Origin of the sequence: Xanthomonas sp. SHU 308, assembly GCF_000364645.1 — a bacterium.
In the GTDB taxonomy this organism is placed as follows: Bacteria; Pseudomonadota; Gammaproteobacteria; order Xanthomonadales; family Xanthomonadaceae; genus Xanthomonas_A; species Xanthomonas_A sontii.
This window is the reverse complement of sequence record NZ_AQOK01000383.1, coordinates 1-17,111: the sequence shown is the minus strand read 5'-3', so window position 1 is coordinate 17,111 and position 17,111 is coordinate 1. Positions and strand designations below refer to the sequence as shown.

At 68.1% G+C, this 17,111-nt stretch carries 19 protein-coding genes and 1 pseudogene; 6 read left to right on the top strand and 14 right to left on the bottom strand.

Features of this window, described 5'->3' with window-relative positions; genetic code table 11:
- The 13 genes from D588_RS0112995 to D588_RS0112940 all read right to left on the bottom strand — a co-directional run.
- A partial coding sequence (locus tag D588_RS0112995) for a haloacid dehalogenase-like hydrolase (protein WP_017913958.1) occupies positions 1-334 on the bottom strand: 334 nt, incomplete at its 3' end.
- Positions 331-1,128 (bottom strand): indole-3-glycerol phosphate synthase TrpC, encoded by a 798-nt coding sequence (gene trpC / locus D588_RS0112990; RefSeq protein WP_017910188.1) that lies wholly within the window; start codon positions 1,126-1,128, stop codon positions 331-333. The genes trpC and D588_RS0112995, both read right to left, overlap by 4 nt.
- Positions 1,129-1,287: 159 nt before the next feature.
- A complete protein-coding gene (trpD, locus tag D588_RS0112985; protein ID WP_017916284.1) occupies positions 1,288-2,346 on the bottom strand; it encodes an anthranilate phosphoribosyltransferase in 1,059 nt (352 codons plus the stop codon).
- Positions 2,343-2,861 (bottom strand): DUF3304 domain-containing protein, encoded by a 519-nt coding sequence (locus tag D588_RS26670; protein ID WP_081613548.1) that lies wholly within the window; start codon positions 2,859-2,861, stop codon positions 2,343-2,345. The genes trpD and D588_RS26670 overlap by 4 nt, the downstream gene beginning before the upstream one ends.
- 9 nt (positions 2,862-2,870) lie before the next feature.
- Entirely contained in the window at positions 2,871-3,503 is a 633-nt protein-coding gene (locus D588_RS0112980; protein WP_017916283.1) for a flavin reductase family protein, read from the bottom strand.
- Between the two features lie 49 nt (positions 3,504-3,552).
- The gene (locus tag D588_RS0112975; protein WP_017916282.1) at positions 3,553-4,131 is read right to left on the bottom strand and encodes an aminodeoxychorismate/anthranilate synthase component II; all 579 of its coding nucleotides are present in this window, start codon (positions 4,129-4,131) and stop codon (positions 3,553-3,555) included.
- A 10-nt stretch (positions 4,132-4,141) separates the two neighbouring features.
- Positions 4,142-4,909: an SIMPL domain-containing protein gene (locus D588_RS0112970; protein ID WP_026143673.1), complete on the bottom strand. Its 768-nt coding sequence runs from the start codon at positions 4,907-4,909 to the stop codon at positions 4,142-4,144.
- Between the two features lie 27 nt (positions 4,910-4,936).
- On the bottom strand, positions 4,937-6,007 hold the full coding sequence (locus tag D588_RS0112965; protein ID WP_017916280.1) for an aminotransferase class I/II-fold pyridoxal phosphate-dependent enzyme: 1,071 nt from the start codon (positions 6,005-6,007) through the stop codon (positions 4,937-4,939).
- On the bottom strand, positions 6,004-7,479 hold the full coding sequence (gene trpE / locus D588_RS0112960; RefSeq protein ID WP_026143672.1) for an anthranilate synthase component I: 1,476 nt from the start codon (positions 7,477-7,479) through the stop codon (positions 6,004-6,006). The genes D588_RS0112965 and trpE overlap by 4 nt, the downstream gene beginning before the upstream one ends.
- A gap of 406 nt (positions 7,480-7,885) precedes the next feature.
- Positions 7,886-8,824, bottom strand: coding sequence for a lipid kinase YegS (gene yegS, locus D588_RS0112955; RefSeq protein WP_026143671.1), 939 nt, complete (start codon positions 8,822-8,824; stop codon positions 7,886-7,888).
- Between the two features lie 217 nt (positions 8,825-9,041).
- Positions 9,042-9,524 (bottom strand): GNAT family N-acetyltransferase, encoded by a 483-nt coding sequence (locus D588_RS0112950; protein ID WP_017910180.1) that lies wholly within the window; start codon positions 9,522-9,524, stop codon positions 9,042-9,044.
- A gap of 1 nt (position 9,525) precedes the next feature.
- Positions 9,526-10,194, bottom strand: a complete 669-nt coding sequence (gene rpe / locus D588_RS0112945) for a ribulose-phosphate 3-epimerase (protein WP_017916277.1) — start codon at positions 10,192-10,194, stop codon at positions 9,526-9,528.
- Between the two features lie 9 nt (positions 10,195-10,203).
- Positions 10,204-10,536, bottom strand: a complete 333-nt coding sequence (locus tag D588_RS0112940; RefSeq protein ID WP_010341396.1) for a DnaJ domain-containing protein — start codon at positions 10,534-10,536, stop codon at positions 10,204-10,206.
- A 142-nt stretch (positions 10,537-10,678) separates the two neighbouring features.
- Here D588_RS0112940 and D588_RS0112935 point away from each other — a divergent pair, with 142 nt between their 5' ends.
- The 6 genes from D588_RS0112935 to D588_RS0112910 all read left to right on the top strand — a co-directional run bounded on the left by D588_RS0112935 (position 10,679) and on the right by D588_RS0112910 (position 16,576).
- Entirely contained in the window at positions 10,679-11,605 is a 927-nt protein-coding gene (locus D588_RS0112935; RefSeq protein ID WP_017916276.1) for a phosphoribosylaminoimidazolesuccinocarboxamide synthase, read from the top strand.
- A gap of 160 nt (positions 11,606-11,765) precedes the next feature.
- Positions 11,766-12,446 carry a hypothetical protein gene (locus tag D588_RS0112930; protein WP_232764292.1) on the top strand — a complete coding sequence of 227 codons (681 nt, stop codon included), beginning with the start codon at positions 11,766-11,768 and terminating at the stop codon, positions 12,444-12,446.
- Positions 12,447-12,661: 215 nt separating this feature from the next.
- A complete protein-coding gene (locus tag D588_RS26665) occupies positions 12,662-13,108 on the top strand; it encodes a hypothetical protein (protein WP_017916274.1) in 447 nt (148 codons plus the stop codon).
- A gap of 229 nt (positions 13,109-13,337) precedes the next feature.
- Positions 13,338-13,904, top strand: a complete 567-nt coding sequence (locus D588_RS26660; RefSeq protein ID WP_319019675.1) for a hypothetical protein — start codon at positions 13,338-13,340, stop codon at positions 13,902-13,904.
- Positions 13,905-13,955: 51 nt separating this feature from the next.
- Positions 13,956-15,833 carry a peptidoglycan-binding protein gene (locus tag D588_RS28220; protein WP_198526767.1) on the top strand — a complete coding sequence of 626 codons (1,878 nt, stop codon included), beginning with the start codon at positions 13,956-13,958 and terminating at the stop codon, positions 15,831-15,833.
- A 260-nt stretch (positions 15,834-16,093) separates the two neighbouring features.
- Entirely contained in the window at positions 16,094-16,576 is a 483-nt protein-coding gene (locus D588_RS0112910; protein ID WP_026143669.1) for an Mpo1-like protein, read from the top strand.
- A 115-nt stretch (positions 16,577-16,691) separates the two neighbouring features.
- On the opposite strand, the pseudogene D588_RS0112905 reads toward D588_RS0112910, so the two are convergent.
- Positions 16,692-17,111: pseudogene (locus D588_RS0112905) on the bottom strand (nucleoside-diphosphate sugar epimerase); the annotation flags it as partial.

Below are 17,111 nucleotides of genomic sequence, written 5' to 3'. Positions count from 1 at the left end.
CCTGCGGCAGCAGCCGCTGGCGGATCTGCGCCTGATGCTGCAGCACGTACTGGTCGATGATGCGGTTGAACTCGCGCGCGCGGCGCAGGCCGAAGCTGGCGATCCAGACGTAGCCGGAGATGCCGGTGCGGCGGGTCGGCAGCATCGCCACCAGCGGCCCCAGCAACGGGGTGGCCAGCACCGCGGCGGCCAGGCGCAGCGGATTGCGCTTGATCAGCCAGGCGAACAGGTGGCTGCCGGAATCGCCGTCGTACAGGGTGTGGTCGAAATCGAATACCACCAGCGGCGCGTCGGCGCGCGGCAGCGGGTACGGACTCGGCGCCTGCCCGCTCATGCCGCGAAGAACAGCTGGCGCAGCGCCTCGCCGGGCTCCTCGGCGCGCATGAACGCCTCGCCGACCAGGAACGCGTGCACGCCGGCGCCGCGCATCAGCGCCACGTCATCCGGGCCGAGGATGCCGCTTTCGGTGACCAGCAGGCGGTCGCGCGGCACTGCGTCCTGCATCGACAAGGTGGTCTGCAGCGACACCTCGAAGGTGCGCAGGTTGCGGTTGTTGATGCCGATCAGCGGCGCCGGCACCTGCAGCGCGCGCTCCAGTTCGTCGATGTCGTGCACTTCCACCAGTACGTCCATGCCCAGCTGCAGGGCCAGCGACGACAGCTCGGCCAGTTGCAGGTCGTCCAGCGCGGCCACGATCAGCAGGATGCAGTCGGCGCCGAGCGTGCGCGCCTCGTACACCTGGTACGGATCGATGGTGAAGTCCTTGCGCAGCACCGGCAGGGTGCAGGCGTCGCGCGCCTGCTGCAGATAGCGGTCGTGGCCCTGGAAGAAGTCCTCGTCGGTCAGCACCGACAGGCAGGCGGCGCCGCCGAATTCGTAGCTGACCGCGATGTCGGCCGGGTGGAAGTCCGGGCGGATCACGCCCTTGGACGGGCTGGCCTTCTTGACCTCGGCGATCACCGCCGGGTCGCCGTTGGCGATGGCCGCCTGCAGCGCGCGGGCGAAGCCGCGGGTCGGCGGCATGGCCTCGGCGCGGGCGACCAGCTCGGCCAGCGGCACGCGCGCGCTGCGCTCGGCGATCTCGTCGGCCTTGCGCGCGAGGATGGTGCGGAGAATGTCGCTGCTCATGCGGTGGGAATCCTGGGGGATGGCCGGATTATCGGCGATGTGGGGTAAAGAAGGGATCGGGACCCGGGACCCGCAACAGCCTGGGCCGCCATGCAAGTAGTGCAACCGACGACATGCTCGAGTCGAGACGAGGGGCCGCAGATCGGCGACGCCCTGCGCTTAGCGGGTCCCGGGTCCCGGGTCCCGGGCCCCGACCAGACCCTGCGTACACGCCACATACGCCTCCAGCTTCGCCCGCGCACGCCCATCGGCGATGGCCGCACGCGCCAGGGCGATGCCGGCACCGATGTCGGCGGCCAGGCCGGCCACGTACAGCGCCGCGCCGGCGTTGAAGGCGACGATGTCCAGCGCCGGGCCGGGCACGTTGTCGAGCACCGCGCGCAGCATCGCCATCGATTCGGCGGCGTCGGCGACCTTGAGGTTGCGGCTGGCCGACATGGCGATGCCGAAGTCCTCCGGGTGCACTTCGTACTCGCGGACCTGGCCGTCGCGTAGCTCGCCGACCAGGGTGCCGGCGCCGAGCGAGAGTTCGTCCATGTCGTCGCGGCCCCACACCACCAGCGCGCGTTCGGCGCCCAGTTCCTGCAGCACGCGCGCCTGGATGCCGACCAGGTCGGGGTGGAACACGCCCATCAGGATGTTCGGCGCGCCGGCCGGGTTGGTCAGCGGGCCGAGGATGTTGAAGATGGTGCGCACGCCCATCTCGCGCCGCACCGGCGCCACCACCTTCATCGCCGGGTGGTGCACCGGGGCGTACATGAAGCCGATGCCGGTCGCCGCCAGCGCCTGCGCCACCTGCTCGGGCTGCAGTTCGATCGCCGCACCCAGCGCCTCCAGCGCATCGGCGCTGCCGGACTTGGAGGAGACGCTGCGGTTGCCGTGCTTGGCGACCTTGGCGCCGGCCGCCGCGGCCACGAACATCGCGCAGGTGGAAATGTTGAAGGTGTGCGAGCCGTCGCCGCCGGTACCGACGATGTCGACCATGTGGGTGCGGTCGAGGACCGGCACGGTGCGCGAGAACTCGCGCATCACCACCGCCGCACCGGCGATCTCGCCGACCGTTTCCTTCTTGACCCGCAGCCCGGTGAGGATGGCCGCGGTCATCATCGGCGACACCTCCCCGCGCATGATCTGCCGCATCAGCCCGACCATCTCGTCGTGGAAGATCTCGCGGTGCTCGATGGTGCGTTGCAGGGCTTGTTGGGGCGTGATGGTCATGGGAGAGGAGCTGCTCGTAGCTGGGGAAGAAGTAGATCTTTTCGGGTTTCCCAGGGGCGCTTATCTTCTTCGCTCATGGGGTAAAGAGGGTGTCCAATGCCATATTCCGAAATGACTACCTTGACTTTATGATCTGGATAAAAATGCACCTGAATATCCCCGCCTTGGCTTGGATATTGGGGTAGATCAACAATTGCTTCTTGCGGCGATGGGGGCTGCGGGCCATTTTGCGTAGTGTCATAGGCCCATTGGATCTTGACCTTCATTCCCGGATGCCAATGCCTTGGAATGGACGCACAACATGACCCCCCACCACCCCCTTCCTCGGGCGAAAGGTTGGGTCCACTTGCGCCGTCGACTGTAAATCTCTCGATGCTCCAATCGCTCATGTGATTGTAGCCAGTCACAGATGCGGGCAAGCGATCATTGCCGCAACCACTTAATGAGATGCAGGCGACAAGCATGGACAATGAATTCCAGTACTGGATGCGTTTTTTTGTTTTTCTGTTTTGCATGTGATGCGCTCAGCGCGTCGGCCGCGGCATGCGCAGGCGCCCTTGCGCCAGCACCTCGAAGTAGTCGGCCGGGCCGCCGGCGCGCAGCAGGGTGGCGACCGCGGCCGGGTCGTAGATGCCGTCGTGCAGGGCGTGCTCGGCGATGTGCACGCCGACCACCTCGCCCAGCACCAGCCAGGTCTGGATCGGCTCGCCGCGTGCGCTCTGCAGCGGCAGCAACTGGCTGAGCCGGCATTCGAAGCTGACCGGGCTGGCGGCCACCCGCGGCGCGCCGATCAGGCGCGACGGCGCGGCGGTCAGGCCGGCCAGCGCGAACTCGTCCACCTCCGGCGCCACCGCGGCGGAACTGGCGTTCATCGCCTCGGCCAGCGGCCGCGTGGCCAGGTTCCAGGTGAACTCGCCCGTGGCCTCGATGTTGCGCACGCTGTCCTTCCAGCCGATGCTGGCGAAGCCGACGATCGGCGGCACGTAGTTGAAGGCGTTGAAGAAACTGTAGGGCGCCAGGTTGGCGACGCCGTCGGCGCCGCGCGAACCGATCCAGCCGATCGGCCGCGGCCCGACGATGGCGTTGAACGGGTCGTGCGGCAAGCCGTGGCCGTTGGCCGGCTCGTAGAAGTGGAAGGCGTCGGTGCGCTCGTGCATCGGCAGGGTCCGGCAGTGACGGGAAGCGGGCGACGCCCGCGCGGCGCGCTCAGCGCTCCAGGAAGTTCTTCAGCAAGGCGTGGCCATGCTCGGTGAGGATGGACTCGGGATGGAACTGCACGCCCTCGACCGGGAACTGGCGATGGCGCAGGCCCATGATCTCCTCCACGGTGCCGTCGTCGTGTTCGGTCCAGGCCGTCACTTCCAGGCAGTCGGGCAGCGTGGTCTTCTCCACCACCAGCGAGTGGTAGCGGGTGGCCTCGTAGCGGTCCGGCAGGCCGGCGAACACGCCGCGGCCCTGGTGGCGGATGCGCGAGGTCTTGCCGTGCATGATGGTGCCGGCACGCACCACCTGCCCGCCATAGACCTGGCCGATGCTCTGGTGGCCCAGGCACACGCCCAGGATCGGCGTGCGCTGGCCCAGCCGCTCGATCAGTTGCAGCGACACGCCCGCCTCGTTCGGCGTGCACGGCCCCGGCGAGATGACGATGCGCTCGGGCGCCAGGCGCTCGATCTCGTCCACGCTGAGCGCATCGTTGCGCACCACCTTGACCTCGGCGCCGAGCGCCTGCAGGTACTGCACGAGGTTGTAGGTAAAGCTGTCGTAGTTATCCAGCATCAGCAGCATGGCGAAGGACTCATTGCGCGATCAGGAAGACCGCATAGACGTTTTCGGAGAGGGTGAGTGTGCCGGCTTCGAGTGAGTCGACGATCGCGCCAACGTCGCTGGCTGGCGCCGGCGGCTCTGGAGAGGACACAAAGCCGGCGCGGGCGTTGCGCGCGGCTGGCCAGGTGCCGGCCTGGATACCATAGGAAAAGCTAGGCGCGACATCGGAGATGGTGTAAAGCCCCTGGATACGAACGCCATAGGCCTTGGCAAGCCCCTCTGCCGAAACACGGGTCTGCTCGGCGGCTTCCCGCTTGAGCTGCATACGTATCTCGTCCTCCTTGCTGTACGAAGTCTGGATTCCAGACAATTCGACCTCACGGCTGGTCTTGAATCCGCTTAGGAACTGGCGCGCATCGTCGAGCGACCGGAACGTGGCACCAATGCTGCGCTTGACCTCGGTACCCTCGAACTCCTGAGTTCCCCCTTGCGGCGAGAAGCGATACGAGGGTTGGATCTGCAAAGAGGAGGCCATGATGCTGTCCTGCAAGGCACGATTCCTTTTGAGTGCTGAAAGAATCTGCTCCGCCGATGCCTGGATTCGCTTGCGAGCAAGGTCGGGCTGCATATCCACGGCGCGCAGGTTGATGCGTAGCGAGAACCTGTCCGGCACCACCTCGCGCTGCGCCTCCCCCTTCACCAACAGATGCGGCTGCGACGGCAGGCTGTTGACCTGCGCGCTGGCGACAGCCGGCAAGACCAGCACCGCGGCAAAGGCCCAGGCAACGAGCGTACGAATGTTCATCTTCCTCTCCTTGGCAGAATGTCAGCCGGCCGCACGCGGCGTGCCGGAGTGGATCAGCGCGGCGAAATCCGCGATCAACGTGTCGATCGCATCGGCCTGCGTCGCCCACGAGGTGACCAAGCGGATTACCCAACGGCCGTCGCCCAGCACCTGCCAGCGCTCGAAGTCGTAGCGCTGCGCCAGGGTCTCGACCGCGGCGGCGGGCAGGATCACGAACAGCTGGTTGGTCGGCGAATCCGAGGCGAACTCCGCGCCGGCCGCGGCCAGTCCCTCGCGCAGCCGCGCGGCCATGCGGTTGGCGTGCGCGGCCAGTTCGTAGAACAGCCCGTCCTCGAACAGCGCGGCGAACTGTGTGCCGAGCACCATGCCCTTGGCCAGCAGCGCGCCGCGCTGCTTGAGCAGGTAGCGGAAATCCGCTTTCAACACCGGGTTGAGGATCACCAGCGCCTCGCCGAACAAGGCACCATTCTTGGTGCCGCCGATGTAGAACGCATCGGTCAACGCGGCGATGTCGGCCATGCGCAGGTCGTTGCCCGCGGCGGTGAGCGCGCTGCCGATGCGCGCGCCGTCCAGGAACAGCAGCAGGCCATGCGCGTCGCAGAACGTGCGCAAGGCCTGCAGTTCGTGCTTGCGGTAGATCGTGCCGACCTCGGTGGTGTTGGACACGTAGACCAACCGCGGCTGCACCAGGTGCTCGTTGCCGTGCTCGGCCAGCAGCGGCGCGATCCGCTCCGGCGTGAGCCGGCCTTCGGCCGCATCCACGGTGAGCACCTTGTGCCCGGTGGCCTCGATCGCGCCGGTCTCGTGGGTGGCGATGTGGCCGCAGGCCGCGGCGATCACCGCCTGGTGCGGGCGCAGGAACGCGGCGATGGCGGTGAGGTTGGTCTGGGTGCCGCCGACCAGCAGGTGCACGTCGGCCTCGGCGCAGCCGATCTCGGCACGGATCAGCTGCGCGGCGCGCGCGCTATGCCGGTCCAGGCCGTAGCCGGCATTCTGCTCGGCGCTGGCAGTGGCCAGGACGGCGAGCAGGCGCGGATGCGCGCCTTCGCTGTAGTCGTTGCGGAAGCCGATCCGCGGCGCGGCGGCGCTCACAGCCCCTTCGCCGCTTCGGCGACCGCGCGGAACAGCGCGCGACCCTTGTTCATCGTCTCGTCCCATTCGGTCTGCGGGTCGGAGTCGTAGACGATGCCGGCGCCGGCCTGCACGTGCAGGCGGCCGTGCTTGATCACGGCGGTGCGGATGGCGATGGCGGTGTCGGCGTCGCCGTGCCAGCCGAGGTAGCCGATGCTGCCTGCGTAGACGTTGCGCTTGATCGGCTCCAGCTCGCGGATGACTTCCAGCGCGCGGATCTTCGGCGCGCCGCTGACGGTGCCGGCAGGAAAAGTGGCGCGCAGCACGTCGGCGTAGCTCAGGCCGGGCAGCAGGGTGCCGGTGACTTCGCTGACGATGTGCATGACGTGGCTGTAGCGCTCGATCACGAAGCGTTCGCCGACCGCGACGCTGCCGGCCTGCGAGACCCGGCCGGCATCGTTGCGGCCCAGGTCGATCAGCATCAGGTGCTCGGCGCGCTCCTTCGGATCGGCGAGCAGTTCCGCCTCCAGTGCCTGGTCCTCTTCCGGGGTCTTGCCGCGCGGCCGGGTGCCGGCGATCGGACGCACGGTGACCTGGCCGTTCTCCAGCCGCACCAGGATCTCCGGCGAGGAGCCGACCACCTGGGTGTCGCCGACATCGAGGAAATACATGTAGGGCGACGGGTTCAGCGCACGCAGCGCGCGGTACACGTCCACCGGGCGCGCGGTGAACGGCACGCTCAGGCGCTGGCTCAGCACCACCTGGAAGATGTCGCCGGCGCGGATGTAGTCCTTGGACTTCTCCACCGCGGCGATGAAGCCCTCGCGGGTGAACCCGGAGACGAAGTCGCTCTCGTCCAGCACGTCGCGCGCCAGCGGCGCGGGGTAGCCGGCGCCGGGCTGGCGCAACGTCGTGGTGAGCGTATCCAGGCGTGCCTGCGCGCGCTCCCAGGCGTCGGCTTCGGCCGGGTCGGCATGCACGATCAGGTACAGGCGGCCCTTGAGGTTGTCGAAGACCGCCACTTCCTCGGACAGCATCAGCAGGATGTCAGGCGTGTCCAGTTCGTCGCGTGCCACAGCGCCGGCCAGGCGCGGCTCGATATAACCGATGCATTCGAAGCCGAACCAGCCGACCAGGCCGCCGGTGAAGCCGGGCACGCCCGCCAGCTTGGGCACCACATGCTGGGCGCGCAGCGCCTCGACCTCGGCGAAGGGATCGGCGACCTCGCGGCGCTCGATCAGTTCACCATGGTCGCGCACCTCCAGGGTGTGCCCGCGGAAGGTGTACACGCGACGCACCGGCAGGCCGATGATCGAATAGCGCCCGAAGCGTTCGCCGCCTTCGACCGATTCGAACAGATAGGTGTGCGGGGCGTCGGCGAGCTTGAGATAGACCGACAGCGGCGTGTCCAGGTCGGACAGCACTTCGCGGACGACGGGGATGCGGGTGTGACCTTCAGCGGCGTAGCGCTGGAACTGCTCGCGGGTAATCAAGACGGCTTTCCTTCCGGGACTCGGTGACAGGGCGGACGACGGCTGCAGGCCACCATCGCCACGCACGGCGAGCGGAAGTGAAGGAAAGCGGGGTCGTCAGGCTGGACACGGCGGCTACTTTACCGCAACTGCGGCGACTGGCAACGGTTGCAGGCGCGACCAATCGATCGCGGTGCGGAAGCGGTCGGCGAGGGCGTCGCGTCGGGACTGAAGTCCCTCCCACAGGAGGCGGCGCATGACTTCGGGCGCGCTGTTCGGCGCGCATCGCACCCATCCGTGATCCGTCGTGTTCGTCCTGCCACGGCGCGACCGAGCGCGGTATTGCGGAGATCGGTAAGGACAGCGCGTCGGGACTGAAGTCCCTTCCACATGGGCGCCGGCCTTCGGGCTGGCCCTCGACCTGCGGTTAGCGCTCTGGCGCCTGCAGCAGCGGCGAGTCCGGCGGCAGATGCATGCGCAGGCGCCCGGGCACGCAGTCGATGCGGAAGTGGCGCGAGGTTTCAGGCTCGCCGTCCAGATTCAGGGTCAGCGGCTGCGCCGCTTCGATCCGCAGCCACGGCAGGCGCGCGCGCACCGCCACCCGCTCCAGCGCGGCCTGCTTGCCTGACGTGACCAAGGTGCCCAGGGTCGCGGCGACCTCGCCGGTCAGCTCCGGCACCAGAGTCAGGTCGAGTAGGCCGTCGTCGAGCAGCGCGTCCGGGCACAGCACCTGGCCGCCGCCGGCCTGGCGGCCGTTGCCCAGGCCGAGCGCGATGAAATCGCCTTCCCAGGCAAAGTCCGGCCCTTCGAAGCGGGCCCGGATCGGATCGATCCGGCCCAGCCGGCTCATGCCGGTGACCAGGTAGGCCAGCCCGCCGAGCATCTTCTTCAGGCCTTCGTCGGTCTCCACCGTGACCTGGGTGCCGAAGCCGCCGCTGGCGACGTTGGCGCACCAGTGCGGGCCGTGCTCGGCCTCGATGCGCAACAGGTCGATCGGCAGCGCCGGCGTGCGTGCGATCAGTTCCAGTGCCTCCAGCGGCGGCAGCGGGATACCGGTCGCGGTGGCGAAATCGTTGGCCGTGCCCAGCGCCACCAGCCCCAGGGCCGGCAGCGCGTCGCCCGGTTCCTGGCGATGCGCCAGCGCCGTGGCGACCTCGCTGAGGGTGCCGTCGCCGCCGGCGGCGACGATGCACGCAGCACCATCGGCCACCGCTTCGGACACGTAGCGCTCGGCATCGCCCTGCTCCCAGGTCACCCGCACCTGCAGCGCCACGCCGCGCGTACGCATGGCCATGACCGCCTCGCGCAACGCCTCGTCGCTAGCCGACTTGCCGTTGAGGATCAGACGCCAATGCGCTGCAGCCATGCGAACCATCCCGGGGTGAGGCGCCCAGGCTAACGGGCGCGGCATGCGCGATGCGTGAATCCAGGCGGGTGCACTGTCATACGCACGTCACCGTGCGTCCGGAACATGGAAGGCCATAGCAAGGAAGACGGATGGAGGCAGGATCAGCCTCCGATTTCTCTCCCAGGGGCCGCACCGGCGACGGTGCGGTTCTTTTCTTTTGGCCGTCCGGCGCCGCTCAGCCGGCCGCGAACCTGGCCAGCGCCTCGCCCTGCAGGCGGTACACGGTCCACTCGTCCTGCGCGCGGGCGCCGACCGCTTCGTAGAAGTCGATCGCCGGCTGGTTCCAGTCCAGCACCGACCATTCGAAGCGGCCGCAGCCCTCGGCCACCGCCTGCCGCGCCAGATGCTGCAGCAGCGCCTTGCCGGCACCAACCCCGCGGTGCGCCGGGTCCACGTACAGGTCTTCCAGGTACAGGCCGTTGCGGCCGAGCCAGGTGGAGTAGTTGTAGAAGTACACCGCGTAGCCGATCGGCTGGCCGTCGGCCTCGCAGATCAGCGCCTGCGCGCGGGCATCGGCGCCGAACAGGCTGGCGCGCAGGCCGGCCTCGTCGGTCTGCACCGCGTCCTCGGCGCGCTCGTAGCGGGCCAGGTCGCGGATCAGGCGCAGGATCAGCGCCGCATCGTCGGCCACCGCCGGGCGGATGTGCAGCGCCGCCATCTCAGCGCCCCGCCACCGCGGCGCGCATCTGCGTGATCACCTCGGCGTAGTCCGGCGCATTGAAGATGGCCGAGCCGGCAACGAAGGTGTCGGCGCCGGCGGCGGCGATCGCGGCGATGTTGTCCGGCTTGACCCCGCCGTCGATCTCCAGCCGGATCGGCTTGCCACTGGCGTCGATGCGGGCGCGGATCGCGCGCAGCTTGTCCAGCGCCGAGGGAATGAAGGTCTGGCCGCCGAAACCCGGGTTGACCGACATCACCAGCACCAGGTCCAGGTCGTCCAGCACCCAGTCGAGGATGTCCACCGGGGTGGCCGGGTTGAGCACCAGGCCGGCCTTGCAGCCGTGCGACTTGATCAGCTGGATGCTGCGGTGCACGTGGCGGCTGGCCTCGGGATGGAAGCTGATGATGCTGGCGCCGGCCTCGGCGAAATCCGGGATCAGCCGGTCCACCGGTTCCACCATCAGGTGCACGTCGATCGGCGCGGTGACGCCGTGCTTGCGCAGCGCCTGGCAGACCATCGGGCCGATGGTGAGGTTCGGCACGTAATGATTGTCCATCACGTCGAAGTGGATCCAGTCGGCGCCGGCGCGCAGCACGGCATCCACTTCCTCGCCGAGGCGGGCGAAATCGGCGGACAGGATGGACGGGGAGATGATGCAGTCGGACATGGCGGGATCTCAGCGCTTGCGCAGGGTGCGGATACGGTCGTAGGCGGTGTTGAGCTGGCTGGCCTTCTTCTCGGCGCGGGCGCGCAGCTCGGGGCTGGCGCTGGCGACCTTGTCGGGGTGGTACTGGGACATCAGCCGGCGATAGGCCAGTTCGATCTCGGCGTCGGTAGCGTCGCGGGTCAGGCCCAGTTCCCGGTAGGGATCCTCGCGCTGGGACAGCTTGAACCAGTCGGCGTCGAAGGCGTGCCCGATCAGCAGCCCGATCAACGCGCCCAGCACCGGCGTGGGCCGCAGCAGCAGGGCCCCGGCGATGGCGCCGAGCAGTTTTCCGTACCAGGGCATGGGGCAAGGGCGGGCGCGGCGTCAGGGCCGGCCATTTTACGGCACAGCGGGGCATTCCGGCCGTACACTACGCGGCCCGCCGTCCGCCGCGGGCCCGCCGGGTCCCGGGACGGTCGCCATTGCGAAGTCCGTAGGAGTGCCTGTGTCCACCACGCTGTTGCAATCCGATCTGCCCGGCCTGCCCTTGCGCCACCGCGGCAAAGTCCGCGACGTGTTCGATATTCCCCGCGAGCGCCTGCCGGCCGACGCGCCGCCCGGCGACTACCTGCTGATGGTCGCCACCGACCGCCTCTCCGCCTTCGACGTGGTGCTGCCCGACCCGATCCCGGGCAAGGGCGAGATGCTGTGCCAGGTCTCCAACTTCTGGTTCAAGAAGACCGAGCACCTGATGCCCAACCACCTCACCGGCATCGACGTGGCCGCGGTGCTGCCCGAGGGCGTGGACAAAGCCCTGTACGCCAAGCGCGCGGTGGTGACCCGCAAGCTCAAGCCGGTGCCGGTGGAAGCCATCGCCCGCGGCTACCTGATCGGCAGCGGCTGGAAGGACTACCAGCGCACCGGCAAGGTCAGCGGCATCGAACTGCCCGACGGCCTGCGCCAGGCCGAGAAGCTGGCCGAACCGATCTTCACCCCGTCGACCAAGGCCGCGGTGGGCGATCACGACGAGAACATCGACTTCGACGCCATGGTCAAGACCGTGGGCGCCGAACTGGCCGAGCGCGTGCGCGACGCCACCCTGCGCATCTACCGCTTCGCCGCCGACTTCGCCGCCGAACGCGGCATCCTGCTGGCCGACACCAAGTTCGAGTTCGGCACCGACGCCGACGGGCGCCTGTACATCATGGACGAGGTGCTGACCCCGGACTCCTCGCGCTACTGGCCGGCCGACCAGTACGAAGTCGGGACCAGCCCGCCGAGCTACGACAAGCAGTTCGTGCGCGACTACCTGGAGGCGCTGGACTGGGGCAAGACCGCGCCCGGCCCGCGCCTGCCGCAGGAGGTGATCGACCGCACCCGCGCCAAGTACGCCGAAGCGCTGCAGCGGCTGGCGGGGATTTCGGTCGACTGAGTGTGGTCGTGCGCCGGGATGCGCCGGCGCGTGAGGGTGGTCGCGTAAGGCGGCCGCCTTGGTCATCGGACGCCGCCCGGCCGCTCCTGACAAGATGCTCCTGCCCGACTGGACTCGGGCACACGCGCAAGTAATTGACCGACCCGATCAGGAGGAGACGTTGGCCAGTTCGCCCCGCTGTTTTGCCGCACTCGCACTTTCCATGGCGCTGACTGCCTGCAGCCCTTGGCAGGCTGACGCCTCGCCTACCGCAAGCGCCATTGCCGACGCATCCGCCGGGGAGGTGTCTTCGGACAGAGCCAAATCCATTGGCGCATCCACACCATCGTCCCCTGCCCGCCAGGACGATGGCTTTGCAGCATTGGCCAAGTCCTTGCACCTTCGCTGCGAACATGCGGCCGAGGGAAGCGGCTGCGTGGCGGGCAACGTGGACACTGGCGACTTCTACGACGTCGAGATGTCCCCACGCTGTGACGCCGACGGAAACTTCGCAGGCGTTGCCGAACGCAATGCCACACTTCTGGATGCCTTGCCCGTCACCGGCAGCAACACACAGGTCGCCGCCACGCTGTCCGATGGGCAATTCGTCTGCATCCTGGCGACCGCGCGCGCGGGCCAACACGCGGCCTACCATTACGTCGTCGCCATCCCACCGGCGAGCGTCAGCGCATGCCAGGGCAAGGCGATCTGCAAGCAGTATGGCCAGCGTCGCGTCGACTTCGTGACGCAGCGCAAGCAGGGCCGACAATGCAGCATCGCAGGCAATGCCCGCCCTGACGGCGACTGCGCGCAGGGATGGATCCAATCGCAGAAGCTGGATGTGTTCGCGAACGGACTGTAATCCGTGGCGAAGCACAAGGCGCGTGATAGCGGGTCGAGCCGGCGGCGTGCAGGCCTGGCATTGGGCGCTGTCGATGCCAAGGCAACACCCAGCGCCGGCTTCACGACATGATGATCCTGGTGAACTAAACTCACCCGCCCGAAGGGCGATTGCCCGCCCGACCCGATCAGGAGGATCCGTTGGCTATTGCACGCCCCATTCTGACGTCCCTGGCATTGGCCGCGGCCCTGGTCGCGTGCAAGGCGCAACCGGCTGGCTCCACGGTGGCCGCGGCGACGGCCGCGCCCGCGCAGACCGCAGCCGCCGCAGCCGCCCCGCGTTGCCAGGACGCCGATTTCGATGCCTTCCTCAAGCGCTTCAGCGCCGACATCGCGGTCCAGGAGAAGGCGACCGCCAACCCGTTGACGATGATCCACATCGACCCGGACGCGCAGCCGGAACCGGCGCCGGTGACCCGCAACGTGCCCCTGGCCGAGGTCGAATGGCCGGTGATCCCGAACCTGGAGGCAGCCCGCAAGGGCGGGCGCGAGGTCGTGGTGACGCAGAACGCCGAGGGCCGGCAGGTCCTGGTGCGCACGCCCGATACCAGCGACCAGCAGGTCTACCAGTTCGCGCAGAAGCCGTGCTGGACGCTGGTTCGCGTAGACGATCAGGCCGTGTAACCGACGCGCTCTGGCCGCATGGCGCGGGCACTCCCTCAGCCCTCATTTCCTTCACCAAGCTGTATCACTCCAGCGTTACATTTCGGCGATCCTGCTCGCACGTGAGGTAAAGATGCGTTCGTCCCGTCCTTCCCGCCGCCTCAGCAATCGCGTTGTGTGGCCTGCCGTTTCGGTGTTGCTACTCGCGCTGAGCGCATGCAGCAACGGCCAATCCGCTGCCCCTGCCGCCGTGGCCGCAACCGACCCCGCGCCCGCCAAAGCTCCTCCCGCCGCAGCCCCAGTTGCGGACGCCACGTCGAACGACGAAGTACAGCAACTGCTGCAGTCGAGCGGCGTGCAATGCGAAGACAGCAAGACGGCACGGAACTGCACGGCAGGCAATCTGGACGCGGGCGACTACTACGACGTCGAACTGACCGCAGACTGTGGCGCGCAGGGATTCTTCGCAGGCGTTGCCAACGCCAAGGGCACGCCTGCGCTGAATGTCGTGCCGACCACGGGGAGCCATGCCGCACCGAGGGCCACTTTCTCGCAAGGGCAACTCGTTTGTGTCCAAGGCATCGCCCGCGCCGGCCAAAATCCTATGTACTACTACGTCGTCGCGATTCCGGCAGACAGCGTTGCGCAATGCAAGGGCAATGCGCTATGCCAGCAGTATGGGGACCGCCCGATCCAGTGGTCCTCCCGTGCAAGCGGCGATGCCTGCCATGTCGCCGCGCCGGGTCGCTATGCTGGCAACTGCGCGCAAGGCTGGGTCAGCGCCAGCGCGCTGGACGTGTTTTCAAACGGAATGTAGCAACCGTCCCCACAAGCACGCGTGCTTGTCCATTCGCAAGGAGAGCAAGGTATGTCGGACCCCAAAATCACTCGACTCGTCAGCAGCGTCGGCACCACGCGCACGGTAGAGATGGACGATGGAAGTACCGTCAGCCGATCAGGTGGATCGGTGTCGTGGCGTAACAACAACCCCGGCAACCTCAAGTTCGAGTTCGCTGGCAGCGCAGACAAAACAGCCAACAGCCAGCGTACACGCGAGGAGGCATTGCAGTCAGCGCAGAGCACCTATCGCGGCGTCGTGGGTCTCGACCAATGGGGCAATGCTGTTTTTGAAAGCTACGAGGCGGGCCGTGCTGCCAAGATACAACTGCTGGAGCGACGCTTCGGCAACGACACGGTCGAACAGATGCTGCCGCGCTACTCGAAGGCCGATTACAGCGGCACCACGCATCATCGCGAACAGGCCGCCACCATTTTCACGGAGGGCGACCACCAAGGCGTGGACCTGCGTAATAAAACGGTTGCGCAGATGAGCGAGCGCGAGCGCGAAGCGCTGGCCGACGGCATCAGGCGCTTTGAGGGTTGGCGAGCGGGCGAGGTCACAGTCCAAACACCCGCTCAGACCACGGCACAGACCGTGGCGCAACCGACGTCCCCAGCTACGCCCGCTGCATCGAGTCCTGCCCCCGCGACATCCGATAGACCCAGCGCGGCGGTCTACAACGAGGCGTACCAGCACTTCTTCAACGAAGGCCGGCACTACGAATACGGTCGTCCGGACCATCCCAGGCCCGGGCGCGACAGCAGCCGCCTGGAGCACGATGGCGATGGCGACGGTCGCCTTGGCGTGGATTGTTCGGCCTTCGTGTGGCGCGGACTCAAGAACGCCGGCTACGACGTACCGGGCGAGAATGCCGCAGGATTCACCACCGCCAAGCTCTTCAATGGCTCGCAGGTCACACCGTATGCGCGCGAGCATTTCGATGTCACCTCCGCGGCGGAAGCACGCAAACCCAATGGCTCATTGCACCAGGGCGATCTGCTGCTGTTTTCTTCGCCGAAGGGGCAACACATCGGCATCTTCAAGGGGTACGACGAGGCGGGAAACATCCAGTTCATCGGCTCGCAAGGCAGGACCGGACCGGCGGAGGTCACGATTAGCCCAGGCGGCTACTGGGATGGAGGCGGCACCCGCATCGTGGGCGCGTTGACCCCCAAGCCGGAGTTCCAGGTTCGTGCACCATTGCATGGCAATGGCGAAGTTCCTGCACGGCAAGCATCCGCCGCACCTGCAGAAACCCACGGCGCCAAGAGTGTCGCCATGGCCGATGGTCTGCTCAAGCAGGGCGAGCGCGGCAATGAAGTGGAAGCGTTGCAGCGTCAGCTCAACCGCATGGGCGTGCGAGACGCGCAAGGCAAGGCGTTGGCCGAGGATGGACGCTTTGGCGAGCACACCCGCGAGGCGGTCATCGCCTTCCAGAAACAGCGCGGCCTCACCCAGGACGGCATCGTCGGCCGCGACACCCGGGCCGGGCTGGCCGCCGCCGAGCAGGCCCAGGCCAAGCCGGCGAAAGGCCTGCAGCTGGGCGAGCCGGGGCATCCGGATACGCCGCTGTACGACAAGATGCGCACGGAAGCCGATCGCGGTGCCGAGAAGGCCAATCCGCCGCACGCCAAGCTCTCGAACGAGGCGGTGGCCAACCTCACGCTGCAGGCCAAGCAGGCCGGGATCGACAGTCCCGACAAGCTGAAGGAGGTCAATGTAGCCAACGACAAGGCCTTCGTCGCCGGGACCACGCCGGGCTTCCGTGCGGTGGTGGACCTGCAGCAGCCGGCACCGCCGCTGGAGCAGACCAGCGCGCAGCTGGCCCGCCAGTCCGCGCAGCAGCAGGAAACGGTGCAGCGCGAGCAGCAGCAGGAGACGAACAGGAGTATGGCGCGCGCCTGAGTGCAGGCGTGATGGAGCGATCGCGCCGGTGTGGCGCGATCGCTCTTTTCCCCGGCACTGCGTTCCCCAGCATTGCGGCATCTCGCCGCCCTCTGCGCAGCGAGGACGCCAGCCGCAGGCACCGCCAAACGCCATCGCAGGTCGCCGCCGGAGCGCGTGGCCGGCAACCGCACCGCACGACGTCCCTCGCCCCACGCACGCCGGTGTCTCCGCATCGCGCCGGCGATGGCGCTATGCTGGAGCGGTTCCTGGGAGGGAAGATGGATACCACCGCCTACGCGCGCCCGATCGACCGCTATTTCGCCAGCTATTCCGACGATCACCGCAATGCCGCCAACCAGCGCATCCACGTGGTCGCGGTGCCGGCGATCCTGTGGTCGGTGGTGGCCCTGCTGTGGTGCATCCCGGTCGGCGGCACCTGGTTCCAGAGCGGGCTGTGGGCGGCGCTGGGCATGTTCGCGGCATGGATGTACTACAACCGCCTGTCGCGCCCGCTGGGCTACGGCATGCTGGCGGCGTTCTTCTTCTGCGGCTGCCTGTGCCGGCTGCTGGAAGCGCACCTGGGCCTGCCGGGGCTGCTGTGGCTGGCGATCGGCGTGTTCGTGGTGGCCTGGATCGCGCAGTTCATCGGACATGCGCTGGAAGGCCACCGCCCCAGCTTTCTCACCGATCTGACCTATCTGCTGATCGGCCCGGCCTGGGTGCTGGCCAAGCTGTACCGGCGCATGCGCTGGCGCTACTGAGCGCGGCCAGCAACACCACCGCGCATCGCCAGGCGGACGCAGGCGCTGCCGGAATTCCTCGACCCGCCGCGCCTACGCGCTGTTCGCATCGCGCCAGCGAGGACGCGCCGCCGTGTCAGCCGTGCTGCGCCGTGTCCCCGGCCTCCAGGCCCAACATCGCCGCATCCGGCGCGAAGGCGCGCGGCGCGTAGCCGAAATCCTGCTGCGCCGGTTGCAGGTCGAATGCCAGGTCCTCGCGCATGCGCTGCAGCGCGGCGCGGTTCATGCCCTGCAGGCGGCCGCAGGCGTGGGCCAGCGTCAGCGCCAACGCGAACGCCGCATGTGGCAGCGATAGCAGCCGCGCCGGCGGCCGCAGCGCGGCCAGCACCCGCCGCACCATCTCACGGTAGCTGAGCGTCTCGCCGCCACCGAGGGCGTAGCTGCGCCCGTGCGTGGCCGGGTGCGCCAGCACCGCCAGCGCCGCGTCGGCCAGGTCCTGCACGTGCACCGGCTGGCGCAGGCCGCTGGCGCTGCGCGGCAGCACGAACCAGCCGGT

Excerpts from the sequence above, each read along its gene's own strand:
- yegS (WP_026143671.1), bottom strand. The coding sequence starts at position 8,824 with ATGGCTGCAGCGCATTGGCGTCTGATCCTCAACGGCAAGTCGGCTAGC.
- trpD (WP_017916284.1), bottom strand. The coding sequence starts at position 2,346 with ATGACCATCACGCCCCAACAAGCCCTGCAACGCACCATCGAGCACCGC.
- D588_RS0112975 (WP_017916282.1), bottom strand. The coding sequence starts at position 4,131 with ATGCTGCTGATGCTGGATAACTACGACAGCTTTACCTACAACCTCGTG.
- D588_RS0112910 (WP_026143669.1), top strand. The coding sequence starts at position 16,094 with ATGGATACCACCGCCTACGCGCGCCCGATCGACCGCTATTTCGCCAGC.
- D588_RS28220 (WP_198526767.1), top strand. The coding sequence starts at position 13,956 with ATGTCGGACCCCAAAATCACTCGACTCGTCAGCAGCGTCGGCACCACG.
- D588_RS0112950 (WP_017910180.1), bottom strand. The coding sequence starts at position 9,524 with ATGGCGGCGCTGCACATCCGCCCGGCGGTGGCCGACGATGCGGCGCTG.
- D588_RS26670 (WP_081613548.1), bottom strand. The coding sequence starts at position 2,861 with ATGCAAAACAGAAAAACAAAAAAACGCATCCAGTACTGGAATTCATTG.
- rpe (WP_017916277.1), bottom strand. The coding sequence starts at position 10,194 with ATGTCCGACTGCATCATCTCCCCGTCCATCCTGTCCGCCGATTTCGCC.
- D588_RS0112940 (WP_010341396.1), bottom strand. The coding sequence starts at position 10,536 with ATGCCCTGGTACGGAAAACTGCTCGGCGCCATCGCCGGGGCCCTGCTG.
- D588_RS0112980 (WP_017916283.1), bottom strand. The coding sequence starts at position 3,503 with ATGCACGAGCGCACCGACGCCTTCCACTTCTACGAGCCGGCCAACGGC.
- trpC (WP_017910188.1), bottom strand. The coding sequence starts at position 1,128 with ATGAGCAGCGACATTCTCCGCACCATCCTCGCGCGCAAGGCCGACGAG.